The organism is Pirellulales bacterium, assembly GCA_036490175.1.
Taxonomy (GTDB): domain Bacteria; phylum Planctomycetota; class Planctomycetia; order Pirellulales; family JACPPG01; genus JACPPG01.
This window is the reverse complement of record DASXEJ010000119.1, coordinates 80,050-92,727: the sequence shown is the minus strand read 5'-3', so window position 1 is coordinate 92,727 and position 12,678 is coordinate 80,050. Positions and strand designations below refer to the sequence as shown.

At 65.4% G+C, this 12,678-nt stretch carries 20 protein-coding genes; all 20 read right to left on the bottom strand.

The window, feature by feature from the left end:
• Positions 1-184: 184 nt before the first annotated feature.
• Positions 185-652, bottom strand: coding sequence for a phage terminase small subunit P27 family (locus VGG64_08925; GenBank protein HEY1599711.1), 468 nt, complete (start codon positions 650-652; stop codon positions 185-187).
• 9 nt (positions 653-661) lie between these two features.
• Positions 662-2,302, bottom strand: a complete 1,641-nt coding sequence (locus VGG64_08920; protein ID HEY1599710.1) for a LamG domain-containing protein — start codon at positions 2,300-2,302, stop codon at positions 662-664.
• Between the two features lie 57 nt (positions 2,303-2,359).
• On the bottom strand, positions 2,360-2,623 hold the full coding sequence (locus VGG64_08915; protein ID HEY1599709.1) for a hypothetical protein: 264 nt from the start codon (positions 2,621-2,623) through the stop codon (positions 2,360-2,362).
• Positions 2,620-2,964, bottom strand: coding sequence for an HNH endonuclease signature motif containing protein (locus VGG64_08910; protein HEY1599708.1), 345 nt, complete (start codon positions 2,962-2,964; stop codon positions 2,620-2,622). The genes VGG64_08915 and VGG64_08910 overlap by 4 nt, the downstream gene beginning before the upstream one ends.
• A 4-nt stretch (positions 2,965-2,968) precedes the next feature.
• Entirely contained in the window at positions 2,969-3,193 is a 225-nt protein-coding gene (locus VGG64_08905; protein HEY1599707.1) for a hypothetical protein, read from the bottom strand.
• A gap of 124 nt (positions 3,194-3,317) precedes the next feature.
• Complete coding sequence (locus VGG64_08900) at positions 3,318-3,785, bottom strand: hypothetical protein (GenBank protein ID HEY1599706.1); 468 nt, start codon at positions 3,783-3,785, stop codon at positions 3,318-3,320.
• Positions 3,786-3,789: 4 nt separating this feature from the next.
• The gene (locus tag VGG64_08895) at positions 3,790-4,119 is read right to left on the bottom strand and encodes a hypothetical protein (protein HEY1599705.1); all 330 of its coding nucleotides are present in this window, start codon (positions 4,117-4,119) and stop codon (positions 3,790-3,792) included.
• 140 nt (positions 4,120-4,259) lie between these two features.
• Positions 4,260-4,952: a hypothetical protein gene (locus tag VGG64_08890; GenBank protein HEY1599704.1), complete on the bottom strand. Its 693-nt coding sequence runs from the start codon at positions 4,950-4,952 to the stop codon at positions 4,260-4,262.
• Between the two features lie 44 nt (positions 4,953-4,996).
• A complete protein-coding gene (locus tag VGG64_08885) occupies positions 4,997-5,416 on the bottom strand; it encodes a hypothetical protein (GenBank protein HEY1599703.1) in 420 nt (139 codons plus the stop codon).
• Positions 5,417-5,595: 179 nt separating this feature from the next.
• Positions 5,596-5,904, bottom strand: coding sequence for a hypothetical protein (locus VGG64_08880; GenBank protein ID HEY1599702.1), 309 nt, complete (start codon positions 5,902-5,904; stop codon positions 5,596-5,598).
• 45 nt (positions 5,905-5,949) lie between these two features.
• Complete coding sequence (locus VGG64_08875; protein ID HEY1599701.1) at positions 5,950-6,831, bottom strand: hypothetical protein; 882 nt, start codon at positions 6,829-6,831, stop codon at positions 5,950-5,952.
• A complete protein-coding gene (locus tag VGG64_08870; protein HEY1599700.1) occupies positions 6,828-8,150 on the bottom strand; it encodes a cytochrome c peroxidase in 1,323 nt (440 codons plus the stop codon). Before VGG64_08870 ends, VGG64_08875 begins: the two co-directional genes overlap by 4 nt.
• Positions 8,147-8,371 (bottom strand): carbon storage regulator CsrA, encoded by a 225-nt coding sequence (gene csrA, locus VGG64_08865; protein ID HEY1599699.1) that lies wholly within the window; start codon positions 8,369-8,371, stop codon positions 8,147-8,149. The genes VGG64_08870 and csrA overlap by 4 nt, the downstream gene beginning before the upstream one ends.
• Before the next feature lie 86 nt (positions 8,372-8,457).
• A complete protein-coding gene (locus VGG64_08860; GenBank protein ID HEY1599698.1) occupies positions 8,458-8,967 on the bottom strand; it encodes a hypothetical protein in 510 nt (169 codons plus the stop codon).
• 124 nt (positions 8,968-9,091) lie between these two features.
• Positions 9,092-9,937: a hypothetical protein gene (locus VGG64_08855; protein HEY1599697.1), complete on the bottom strand. Its 846-nt coding sequence runs from the start codon at positions 9,935-9,937 to the stop codon at positions 9,092-9,094.
• Positions 9,938-10,002: 65 nt separating this feature from the next.
• Positions 10,003-10,593 (bottom strand): hypothetical protein, encoded by a 591-nt coding sequence (locus tag VGG64_08850; GenBank protein ID HEY1599696.1) that lies wholly within the window; start codon positions 10,591-10,593, stop codon positions 10,003-10,005.
• A gap of 858 nt (positions 10,594-11,451) precedes the next feature.
• Positions 11,452-11,793 (bottom strand): hypothetical protein, encoded by a 342-nt coding sequence (locus VGG64_08845; protein ID HEY1599695.1) that lies wholly within the window; start codon positions 11,791-11,793, stop codon positions 11,452-11,454.
• A 32-nt stretch (positions 11,794-11,825) separates the two neighbouring features.
• On the bottom strand, positions 11,826-12,107 hold the full coding sequence (locus VGG64_08840) for a hypothetical protein (protein HEY1599694.1): 282 nt from the start codon (positions 12,105-12,107) through the stop codon (positions 11,826-11,828).
• Positions 12,108-12,148: 41 nt separating this feature from the next.
• Positions 12,149-12,403, bottom strand: coding sequence for a hypothetical protein (locus VGG64_08835; protein ID HEY1599693.1), 255 nt, complete (start codon positions 12,401-12,403; stop codon positions 12,149-12,151).
• Positions 12,400-12,669: a hypothetical protein gene (locus VGG64_08830; GenBank protein HEY1599692.1), complete on the bottom strand. Its 270-nt coding sequence runs from the start codon at positions 12,667-12,669 to the stop codon at positions 12,400-12,402. Before VGG64_08830 ends, VGG64_08835 begins: the two co-directional genes overlap by 4 nt.
• Between the last annotated feature and the right edge of the window lie 9 nt (positions 12,670-12,678).

Sequence of the window (12,678 nt, the reverse complement as noted above, 5' to 3'; positions counted from 1 at the left end):
CGGTCGACCGATTTGGGCAGCGCGCGTTTCTTGGCCATGCGGAGAAGATTCACCACGGAGCGGAGCGTGTTAACCACGGAGGCGCGGAGGCACAGAGCGAAGAGCAGAACCAGCGAAGTAATCATTTCCGTCCGTCTCCGTGCCTCGGTGCCTCCGTGGTAGGTCATTCATTTCCTGGGAAATATCAGCTGGGACGCTCCGCTGTGAAGGCTGCCAGGCCGGTCGGCTGCTGCGCGGGCGTGGCGTCGATGCGCGTGCGGGCCGAGGGCGTGAGCCCCAGCTCGGCGCCGAACCGCAGCATCAATTGCAGGGCCTTGTTGGCGATCGGCAGGCTGGGGTTTTGCATCTCGGCTCCCATTACCGTCACGACAATAACTCCGCGCCGCGCGATGTCGCGCTCCGCGGCCAGCCACCGTGACCAGCACTGGCAATAGGCGGCCAGCACGGCCCGATCGATCTCCGTGAGAATCCCCAGCGCAATCAACGCCTTGCACAGCCGCTGCCATTCCTCGCGCGCCGCGGCGTCGAGCTCGGCCGGGCAGGCTGGCTCGCCGGCGGCCGGCTGCGGCTCCCGCGCGCGCGACTTCCGCTTGCCGGGGTTTCCCTCGGCCAGCTTGAGCCGCGTCGGTTTTGGTTTTCTGCCGCGAACCATCGGGGCGTCCTATTGCGCGGCGATCGCGCTCAGTAGTGCATTGAATGCCGCGTCGCCCGGGTAAGGGCCGCCGATCAGGACGTGGCCGAGCGTGATGCCGAAACCGTTTTGCGAGATATCCCAAATCCCGCTGGTGTTGTCCCCCAGCCGCGCCAGGCCGTTGAACGTGAGCGCCGTGCAATTGCCCAGCCCGCTTGTCCAAAAATTGCTGAATGCGCCCGAGCCGCCGTCGTTGACCGTGACCGCCTGGCTGGCCCCATCGATGAGAATTCGATAGGCCGGCGCGCCGAGTCCGCTGCCGACGTTGGCGATCGCCAGCGTGTGATTCGTCGAGGGCGTGATCCCCTTGTTACCGGCGGGGATTTTGCCGGTGGACTCGGGGCCGTCGAGCGATGAGATATCGCCACTGCCGCTGTCATTGCGCACGCGCAGCGTAAAGGGGTTCACGCCGTTGCCGCCGTCGTTGGCGTGCGGGGCATCGTTGGTGCCCAGCATATTGAAGCCCAGGTAGCGGAGCTTGGTATTGTCCTGATCGTCCGAGAACATGATCGACAGCGACTCGGACGTGGAGGGCGAATCGAGCACCAGGTTGGCGATGATGTAGCCGCTGCCGAGCGAATTGAAAAGCGCCGGCAAGTTGCCGACGTACATCTGCGATAGCGCTGGAAACTTCAAGCCCGGCTTGCCACCGCGCACGGTGGCGGAGTACAGCGCCTCGGAATTGCGGTCCTGGCCGCCGACCGAGCCCGAGTTGGTAGGGAAAACGCTGGTGGCGGTTTTGCTGAGCAGCGCGTCGACCCAGGTCGGCGCCCAGATCTCGCTGCCGATCGGGCCGTTCTGCTCCGTGAGCGTATGACCGTTGCCGGTTGCGTCCGTGCGCGGGCCGCTGGCTTCGTTCATTACCCAATAGGAGAGCAGATTATTGTTGACGCCCCACACGCTGTATTGCGCGGCGGCGGTGTCATTCGGTCCCACGCCCGCCGATAGGTTGTAGACGGTGGCCGCCTCGGTCGAGCTCAAGGCGCGCGACCAGAACGTCAGTCCGTTCATGCTGAAATCGGAGTAGGTGGCCGCCAGGTTCGACCCCACGTAAAACGGCGTGTTACCGGTGGCTGGATTTTGCAGCAGTTGCGGCAGGCTGGACCCCGCGGGCGTGGTGAGTTTGGTTCCGTTCAGATAAATGGTGAGCACGTTAGGATCCGTGCCGTGCTGCGTACCGTCGTAGACGAGCATCACGAAATACCATTTGCCCGTCGTCACGCTGGCGGGCACGCTGACGACCGCCGCGCCGGAAGATGTCGCGCCCTTCCAAGCCCAGAACTCGAGGTTCGCCCCCAACGTGCCACCCAGCCGCAACAACCACACACCGTTATTGAGCGTGGCGTCGAACTGCGTCTTATTGAGCAGTCCGTCGTTGTTGGAGATCGAGTTGAAGCGCACCCAGAAGCAACTCGTCCAGGTGCTACTCACGCCGCCCGTCTGAAAATTAAAGGGGTCGCCGGCGCCCGCGTCGGCGATCTTGAAGTACTGGCTGCTGGCCTTGGTGAGCCGGGCGACCGTGCGTTGCTGGATCGTGCCGGGCAGATACGGATTCCACCAATAGATCGCGTTGGCGCGGTGCGCGACCGAGCGGCCGCGGCCGGTGCACACGCTTTCGAATCCGCTATAGCGGAGGCCCATTCCCAGTGCGCCCATATGCGGCCGGCCCTAGAAGAGAAGGTAAATCGCGGTCGCGGTGGTATTGGTGTTCATCACCTTCTGCACCAGGCCGATGATGTACGAGCCGGCGGCCACGCTGTGGTAGGTAAGCGCCGCGGCGTCGTCGCGGAGCATGATGGCCACGTCGCCGGCGCCGTCGACGTACAGGCCGCGGACGCCCGTGAGCACGGTCGAGTCGCTGGGGACGCAGAGGGACTGGCTCGAGGGGGGGCTCTCCAATCCCTGCTGAAACTTGGTCGTGTCGACGGTCACGGTGAACCTCTCTTGCGGCGGTTGAGCTCGCGCATGGTTTTTTGCGAATGGTGCTTCTTGCAGAGGCTCTGCAGATTGCCCGGATCCAAGTCGCGATCAGGAAAACGCGGGTCGCGCGGCAGAATGTGGTCGACTTCGGCAGCCGCGGTATCGCGCCCCTGCGCCGCGCACTCACGGCATAACGGCTCGCCCCGCAAATGGGCCAGCCGGGCCCGCCGCCAGGCGCGCGAGGAATAGAACGCACGCCGCGGATCGCCGCCGCGATCGCGATCGTACTGGGCGCGCGTGTTGGCCTGCGCGGCGCGGGACAGCGGTCGATGCGTGGGAGGCAGATGGGGCATGCGGCTAGTGTCGCGGTGGCGCCGTGCTGATTTTGGCGCGCAGCCAGGTCAATTTGCGTTCGTGTCGTGCGACGCGCCGTTCCAGCTGCGGCAGCCCCTTGGTACGCGTCATGATCCGTTCCAACCGCAGCGACACGTAGGAAGCCCAGCCCACCAGCGGTATGCCCAGCGTCGCGGCCACCAGCGCCCAGGTGGCCCAGTCGGCCGATGATTCAATGCCCCACAACATGCGTCTGCCTGTCAACGTTCTGCATTACCACGGAGGCACCGAGCCACGGAGAAATGTCAGAAAGGTTTCAATCGTTCCCCCCAGGCGCTCCGTGTCTCCGCGTCTCCGTGGTGCACGTCGTTCGTTAAAAATGGTTCGTGCCGCGGCGGTCGAGGTCGACGGGCGACGCCAGGCCGTCGATCGGCGGCGCAATCGTTTCGTCGCCGTCGGCCAGGCCGTCCGCTCCGCTCGGAGGTTCGCCGCGAAAGCGGTCTGTGCCCGGCCGCCGATGGGGACCAGAGCGCAGGTCGGTCACTTGTCGCCGTGGTTCAAGATAGCTACGCGTGCGGCCAGAATCGGCGCACAGCTTGCACTCCCCCGCGAGCAGGTACACGTTGTGGCCACATCCCGTGCACCAAACCAGCCGGCCAAAACTTAGGGGCTCGTCGTCCCGCAGCTCGGTGCGCGGTGCATAATCGGGGCGCCGGCCGGAGGCGATAGCGCCCACGCTGGCGCGGCTCACGCCGGTGATGATGGCAATGCGCCGCTGCGACGGCCGCTCGGGATCGGCCAGCAAGCGCCGCACCTCGTCGACCCGTTCTTGACTGAGCATCGGTCTACTCCGTGACCTTGATCTCGACCTTGCTAGAACGCTTTCCTTGCTTCTGCAGCTCGGCCGCGTAATCCGCGCCTTGCAGGCGGATCACTTCGTCCTTCCACTCCACGCGTGGGCTGCCCCATTTGAGCGCTAGCGAAATCTTGGCCGACAGCTTTTCGCTCTCCTCTTCTCCCAGTCGTTCCGCGCATACCTGCAGGTGCAGCTTTTGCTCGCGCTCGATGGCATCGACTGCCCGCTTGGCCTCGACGCGCCGCGCCTCGAGCGCAATCCAGGCGCCCGCGGCCTCCAGCGCCGCCTGCTTCCCCGGACGTTTTGCTGTTCCCGTCATCGCGATGGCTCGCTTTCGGCTTCCGTTGGGCGCCGCCCCGGGGCGCGTGGTCATTTCCGCGGAAATAAAATCTCGGCCGGCGGGATTACCCGACCACCGGCCGAGATCTACAGGCTTCCCTCGTGAGGAAGTTTGCGGCGCTACTCGGTGGCGAAGACGATCTCGCCCGTGGTGGCCGGGCCGGCCTGGAGCGTGAGCACGCCCGGGTCGACGTCCACGGCATTGCCAGCCGCGGTCGCTGCCACCGTGACGTTGATGTCGCCGGCGACCGGATTCTGCGTGGGATCGACGGCGAACGTGCACGACAAGCCGTCGGCTGCCGGCGTGAGCGTCACAAACGGCTGGTCGGCCGACCAGGTCGGCGGCGCATCGACCGAGGCGCCTTGCACGTTCAAGGCGTCGGCCAGGTCGAGCGTGCCGACAGCCGTCTTGTTATCGGGGAAGGCGAACTTCATCTGAGGCATGGGACCCTCCAAGTGAAAAGAGATCGCCCCGCGCACTGCGGGGCCTGGTTTCTTGGGCAACAGCTCTTGCAACGCCGCCACGGCAGCGAGCACTTTTTGTAGGTCGGCGCCTAATTCCGCGATCGCCTGGCTCTGCTGCTTCTGGTTTTCCAGCACTTGCTGGACGGCAGGGATCCAGCGCTCCGATGCGGGCACGCGATAGGCCGGGTCGTTGAACTTGGCCACGAGCGCCGCGCTCAGGTCGACGGTGATCGCGGGGGCCTGCGCTTGCGCCGCCGCGAGGAAGCGCCGAAACGCGAGGTCGGCCGCGCTGCGCGCAATCACCTCCGGCAAATCCATCGGCCTTTTTTTCCAAAACCACAAACCCATCGCGTGCTCCTGCCGGTAGACCGCCGTACGTCAATGCGCTCGCTCTAGTCGAGGCATGGCTTGGGCACAATGTCCGCACACGGTGCGCGTTGCGCTTGCGGAAGGGGCGGCGGCACGGGCTGCGGGCAATCGTTGACCGCTGCCGTGTGGAACTCAGTCGTGCGCGTCACGGTTCGCTTAGTGCTGGCCGCACTGGCGAGTCGAGCCGCGTTCGCGTCGAGCTTGGCGCTGCGCTTGGCCTGGCGTGCGGCGCGATCGGCCGCCATGTTCGCGCGGATCGTCGCGGCGCGGCCGCCCGAGCGGTGATGCTCGACGTGCACGCTCGAGCTGCGCTCCACGTGCGTGCCGGCTGCGCCTTGCAATTGCGCGGTCGGCGCGCCGCCCGAGCAGGAGCAGCTGCCCGCATAGGCGCGGCCGCTGCCGGCCAGCGCGAGAATTGCGAAGACAATCAATACAAACTTCATCACATCACCTCGGGGCTCGAGTTGCTGAAACGTCTCGCCGTTTTTGTAACGACAAAAACAGTCGAAGCGGACCGGCCGGAATTGAACCGACCGCCGCGGGCCTGCCCGCAGTCCGCGTCCTATCGCCCGCGCCCATCGGAAGCGGATAACCCGCTCCGCGCAACGCGGGAACAGGAAAACTATTTACTGGCGACGAGCTCGGCGCCTTCGACCGTGGTGCGCTCGTTCAAGCGGGCCAGCGAAGCCAGATCGACGCCGCTCTTCGACTTCGGAGCGAGCACGATCTGCGGCGCCGCCTCGGGCGCAGCCTGCAGCACGCGCGGGGCGACGGTCTGCGACAGGTCGACCTGCTTGGCCTTCACCGGGCCGGCGGCCTGGTTGTTGTTGCAGACCATGTTGCCGCGGTTACCGAAGACGCGGGCCTGCGACTCGCCGGCGATCAGAGCCACGCCCACGATCGCCACTACCGCCAACAGAAATGAACGCATGATTCTCTCCCGTCACAAAGGAAATACTGGCATAGCGCACGCGCGCTATTTGCCCTCCAAGATGGCCGCCAGGCTCTCGAGCAAGCTGGCCTGGTCGGCGCCCGACAACGTGGCGTTGTCGGCAAACAAATCATTTACGTGCGCGAAGAACGACGGCGTCCCCGCGCTTTGGTTCCACGGCTTGAGCGCCGATCCGAGACGCAGATAAGCATCCGCCGCCCACTCCTCGGCGGCCTTGGCCGGCTGCACGCGGCCGGCGCGCACTTCGCGGGCCGCCTCGCGGGCGGCCTTGGCGATTTCCAGCACCTCGACCTCGCGATTGCGACTCGGCACGTCGAGCGCCCATTTGCGCAGCAGGTCCTCGGGCTTCGAAGGCGCCGCCGCGGTCTCGGCTGGCGCGGGCTGCGGCCGCGGATCGCGGATCGCGACGCGTGCTTCGCACTGGCAATAGCCTTTTTCCGCGCCCGTCGCCAGCACGCGGATCGTGTAAATCTTGGGCGCCCCGACGAAGGCGAACTTGTTCGGGTCCGTCGGATCCTGCGCCATGTTCTCGCTGGGCACGTCGGGCTCGATCACGATGTCGAGCTCGCGGATCGGGCCGCCGCTCTTCTCGAGCTCGACATGCACCAGGTTGTGCACCTCGACGCTCGTGGGAACCTTTATGCGAACGATTGGCGGTTCGGCCGGCGCGCTCTTTGATTGGTTCTCTTTAGCGTCTGCTAGCGCCCAGGACTTGCCCGGTGATGGGGCACCATTTTCGGCGTCGGCCGGCGATAAGGCGACGTTTTGCACTTCGCCGAGCGGCCCATCGGCCGCGTCGACCGGATAATGCGCGCTCACGAGCGTCAGCCCCAGCATCACCACGGCCGGCGCCGCGAACAGGCGGCGCACGATGCGCGATCGCCCCTTGTGCTCCATCTTCGTCATCGCTTGGCACTCCTGTTTGCCGCGCCCCGTTCGGTAGTCGGTGAAAGCGGGGATAGATGCGGATTTTCCCGGTAGGGATATCCCGCGCCCTGAAATCCCAGCTCGAGGAACGACACCAGGTCGGCCTGCTGGGCCGCGCCTAGCTCGATCGCCGCGACCTCGGGGTCGATATCCGGATCGCGCAACACGCGGCCGTTCACGATGTAGCGGCCCCCGGCGCCAAAGAACGCCACGACGTCGGCCAGCGTCTTGAGCGAGCCGTCGTGCATGTAGGGGGGGCTCTTCGCGCACTCTGCCAATGAGGGAGTTGCAAAACAAAAATCGTCCGACGCGACGTTCGTCACGGCACCGCGGCCGCGATCGCTCGAGCGCGAGCGGCTGGCGATGCCCACGTTGTGATACTTAAAGTCGCGCCAACCGTTTTCAGGTTGGTGGCAGCTCACGCAATGCGTTTGGAAAATCTTCCAGCCGCGCAGCGGTGCGGGCGGCAGCGCCGTGGGAAGTCCTTTGGCGAGACGGTCGGCCGGGAGGTCGTCGGAGCGGAGCGTCTTGAGGAACGCCACTACGCAGGCGCGAAATTCCTTTTCGGACAGAGTCTCGTGTCCGAAGGCAATGCGCGACAGCTGCCGGTATCGCTCCCGCGTGTTCGCCCGGTCGACCGCCGCCGCAACGCTCGGCATGCCGAGCACCAACGGGTCGGCCACGGCCTGTAGGCAGGCGTTACCGAGGCCGGCCCGGCCGTCCGCATTGCAGGCGTGCCCATATTTGTCGCCGACGTTCACGAGCGACGGCACGTTGCGCACGCCCAGCAGGCCCAGGCCCGAGCCGGCGGCACCGCGCTGGCCGATGGCCACCCGCAGGCCGTCCGAATAACCGAACTTGGGATCGGGCTTGTGGCAGCTCGCGCAGCTCATCGTCCCTTCGAGCGACAGCACGCCGGCGTCGAAGTAGATCTCGTACCCCAGCCGCACCCGGGCCGCCTCGGCGCTGACGGTCACCGCGACGTCGTCGGCGCTTGCGTGGCTTGCTGGCAGGGCAATTTCAAACGCGCAAGCCAGGCAAAATAGGCTAGCGAACGCCGCCGAAACTAACGACGTGGCGCCGCGCAGCGCCTTCGCGCCCATGATCACGCCCTCGGCCACGTGCAGATCGATGATCATACGCGCCACCACGGGCCGCAGGCGCGATGCCTGGGCGTGCTGGGCTAGCTTCAGGGCCTTGGGATGAAGCGGCTGCCGTGGGCGACGCGAGGCCCGCACAACGGCCACGAGCGAAAGGAAGAAGGCGATCTGCAGCAGATGCTCGAGCGTGCTGATCATGGCCGCACCTCCTGCGCGCTATTGGCCGCCGCGGCCGCGGAGTCGCCCGTGCGCAGATTCTCGCGCTGGATGGCCTGGTAGACCTCGAGGCGATGGACGGGCACGTCCTTCGGCGCCGAGATCCCCAGCCGCACCTTGTCGCCGCGCACCTCGACCACGGTGATGACGATCGAGTCGCCGATCACGATCGATTCATCACGTTTGCGACTAAGGACGAGCATGGTTCACCACGGAGGCACAGAGTCACGGAGACACTGGGAAAAAGTGACGATGCGAAATAGCAAACGGAAAGTTTTGCGCGCGTTTTTTAACTCGGTGCCTCCGTGCCTCCGTGGTGCGTCTTCTGTTCGTACTTCCGCTCGCGGATCCGCTTGCGCCAGAATTCCGCGTCTCCCGCGATGTGCACGTTGAAGGCGTGCCAGTCGAGCAGGTGCCCGACGTAGAAATGGCAGTGCCGGCTCGGCGTCTCGCAGAGCGTGATCAGGTTGGCCGGGAGCAGCTCCCAGGTCGGCTCGATATGAAACGGCCGTCGATGGTGCACCTCGAGGTCGGCCGTGCCGCCGCACGCTGCGCACTCCGGATGGTCACGCAGGAACGCCTCGCGCACGCTGCGCCAGTGCGGGCTGCGCTGATGGGCGCTCATGAACAGCGGCTTCTCGGTCACCGCGCCCAGCCGGCAGTGGCCGGGCAGAATCTTTTCCACCTGGTTGGCGTACAGCGACAGTCGCTGCGCGAGCGCCGTGCCCGGAGGCATCGTCAATCGCAGATCGAGATAAGCGTCCGCCTCGCTGGCGACCCCCATGATCTCGGCGCGCACCGCAACCGCGTCTCCCGCGTGCAGCTCAGCACCAAACCGATCACAGATCACTTTTTGCTTTTCCCGTTTTTGGGGACGTCGGTATTCGGCTTCCGTTGGGCGCCGGTCTGGAGCGTGAATGCGTCTAGCCGGCCAGCTGTTTGAGGATCCTCGCCCGCCGGCTGGCCCGCGGGATCGCTTGGCGGTCCTGCGTCACGCCGCCGTGCAAAAGGATATGAGCGGTGTGGCCCGGCAAAAGCTCGTCGAGGCGCTCGGCCAATTCGCTCGCGCGATCCTGGTGCCGTGCGTTGACGGTCGACCAGCCCCCCGAGGCCCGCACCTGCATAATGCCGATGTAGCCGCCAGGCAGCAGGCCGTGCACGCCGGCGCGGTCGATGCCGAACGGAACGGTGCAGGCGCCGGTAAAGGAGTACTTCCCTGCCGAGCTCGCCGGCACGTCGCCGCCGAACCACCAGGGGAGCACGAAATCGGAGACCACGACCGAATGGCTGTTGCCCGCGCCGTCCTGCACCAGCACGGTGTAACCGAGGTTGTCAGCCTCCACCGCGTCGCACACCTCGTAGGCGATGACGGCCATCATGCCGCCGCGGAAACCGCCGATCGGCGTGTCGATCAGGGCCACGCTGGTCACATAGGCGTCGGCCAGCATCTCCAAGAGCTCGTGGCTGATCGTGACCGACAGACTGCCGCCTGCCGAAAGATCGTCCTTCGCGCCGACGATGCCCCACGGCAGGCCGAGCGTGGTCTGGTGGTAGCCCAGCGCACCCGGCTCGTCGGCGTTGTCCGCGATGTCGAGCGTCCACGCACCGGCCGGCACGGCGCCCCCCTTGCTCACGGCGAGCAGGTGCGCGTCGTAGCCATAGATGGGCGCAAAGTCGCGCGTGACCTGCACCTGCAGGGCCGCCACGATCAGAGCCAGATCGGCGTCGGCGACGACCGACGACGTGTTGACAATTGCCACAGTGATCACGGCGCAGCTCCTTGCTGGTGGTTCGTACCCGATCGAAGAGTCGCGAGCGAAAAGCGGCCGGCCGACTAGGCGCCGGTCGCCAGTGGCAACAGCACTTTCAAGATCGAAGCCAGCGCCGGCCCGTTGGCCGAAAGCACCTGGATCAGGTTGCCGATCCCCTTGGCGATCGAGCCGTCGCCGATCTTGGCGAACCGCGCTTGGTGGTCGGGGTGCATGCTCCTGATCTGGCGGATCAGGTCCAGCTCGCTCGAACGGAGGACCATGCTCGACGAACTAGACGAGGAGCTGGAAGAGGCGTGCTCCGAGGCCTTGGCGACGGCCGTCGTGCCGGTCATGCCGCCCAGCTGTTGAATCAGGTGCAAAATCACGGGCATGACCTTGACCAGAAAATCGCCGAAGGCGGCGAAGAAGCCAGCCCAGTCGCGCTTGGGCGCGGGAGTGGTCGGATCGGTCGGGTCGGCGAGGCCGGCCTGCGAAGCTTGTTCGGAGAGCACGCTCAACACGTCGTCGTCCTGTAGGGCCTCATTCAACGCGGCCAATTGGTCGCCGGTGAACTTGCCGCTGTTGACCGCGGCGCGGACGGCCAGGCGCGTGGTGACGGCGCTGAGGGCGGCGCGGGGATGACGGTTGCCGATCAGGCGGTCGGTCTTGGACATGGCGTGGGCTCCTTCGTGAGCGTGAGTTGCGGTCGGAAAAAAGCTGCCAATCGCGAACACCACACGGCGCACCTCGGCGACGGCCGCCGCGGCGTCCGCTTGGGTGCTGCGCACCTGCTGCGGATCGATGCCCGCGGCCGCAACCAGGTCGCTGGCCCAGCGATCGCGTCGAAGCGGAGCGATGGCCACGACCTCCGGTTTAGGCATGGGGGGCTGGCGACGTGGGCGTGTGGTGCGCCCTGCGCTGTCGGGGTCGCGGTCGCAATCGCGACGAGAGAGTCGCGGGAAGTTTTGCTATTCCCGCGTGCGGCGATCTCGCGATCACCATGAGGGGAATAACAAAAGGCCACCTACCATTCCCGTAGCGAATCAGCGCTCGCCACGGATGGACGGTGGAATAAGCCTGTTCCCTGTCCCTCGCTCGGAAGGCCGCGGCCATCGGGGTCTGTGATAGTCGACGGCCCGGCTGATTCCGCGCGCCGTGGTTGCCAGCCCTGGCAACTTTCGGCCGGGCCGCGGTTATTTCCCGGGAAATAGGTATCCGCGCACGGCCGTTTTCGCCTTCATTCGCGCGCGGCGCCCCGTGTAGCATTACCCCTGATGGCCAGACTGGGGGAAACGTGCGGGCGGAAGCGTGGCCGCGGCCGGTGCCGGGGACTGTTTCGCTGTACGTCCTCGCACGTCGATCGCTTGAAGGACGTGCGCGTCCGCTATCTGAAGTGCGACCGCTGCGGCCACAACCCGCGCTCGCCGCAAATCGTGCCGCTGGAGTATGCGCCCGGCCGGGCGCGGAAGAAGTGAACGCGCACCACGGAGACGCGGAGGCACGGAGCGCCCGCGGTCACCTACCTAAGCAGGCTAGGGGACTGTCACTAAGTCTTTTGCGTCATTCACGGCTTGCGTTATTTGCTGGACCAGTTCGTTCGGTTGTGCGCTGCCGTCGAGTCGGTGGACCAATGGGACAACATGCGGCAATGCTTGCACGAGCAAGCCACGCAGCCTGACGACCATAGACCGTTCCTCAGAAGATCCTTGCTCGACCATCCTACGCAGCGCAATGCCACGATGCACTTCGTGTTCTAGCTCGTCACGGAGTCGTTTAATTTCCTGGTGAGCCACCAAGCATACAGCCGGTGTCTCGGTGAACGGGTGCAACTTAAGTTTGTCGAGAATGTTCTCGGCAGTGATCTTTTCAGCCATCATCCCCTCCAAGTTCACTAGCCCAATAGACTCTACGGCTGATCTGCAATATTGATCTCGGGCAAGGCGTCATGGCCATCAACGCATCGCCTGCTGACGACGACGTATTTGCCTTTCACCAGGAACACCATCACCGGCCGATTTAGTCCGACGCAGTTCGCCAGCTCGTCGGTAAGCGTATCAATCCTTTTGCGGGCCTGCGCATAGTCGGCATCCGCCCTGCGCCTGCGATCCTCGGCATCCCTCGACTCACCAACCGCCTCGAAGTACCGCTCTGCGGCTTTGATGTACTTATCGCACGTCACAAGAGCCACGTCTCGCCTCCCTTCGTTCAAAAGTTCACTAGCCCAATAGTCTAACGAAACGCGGACGGGCCTCGGACGCGGCAGCCGCAGCTCGCGCACGTGGCACCCTTGAATTCGAAATCGGTCCGCGCCGTGCCCTTCGGTATTTTCACGGCGCCCCGGTCGCAATTGGTGCAGATCGCCGGGCTCGAGTAGGACGGATGCGCAAGGCGCCAGCCGGAAAGCACTAGCGCCACGAGCACGACAACGCTCCACCATACGGCCAGCGCCAGACCGAAGCGTTTGAATTGCGGCGCCGTGTTCATCGCTTGCTCCCTTGCAGATCGACGCTATTGAGAAATTCGCCGCGGGCCGCGGCGTAGGCGTGCCGCCATTCGACGACGGCCGAGCGCCGCTCCCAAGGACGCTTAGAAAGCTTCACGCGCGATTGATCGATCACGTTCCCGACGCGTACCACCTCGCGGCACAAGGCCGCGAACACGGCCTCGGCGTCCTCACGATCCTCGACGAACGGCGCGTGCCCCCGCTCGCAGACCAGCCGCCGCGATGACGTCAAATAATAAAGCGGCATACGGCACCG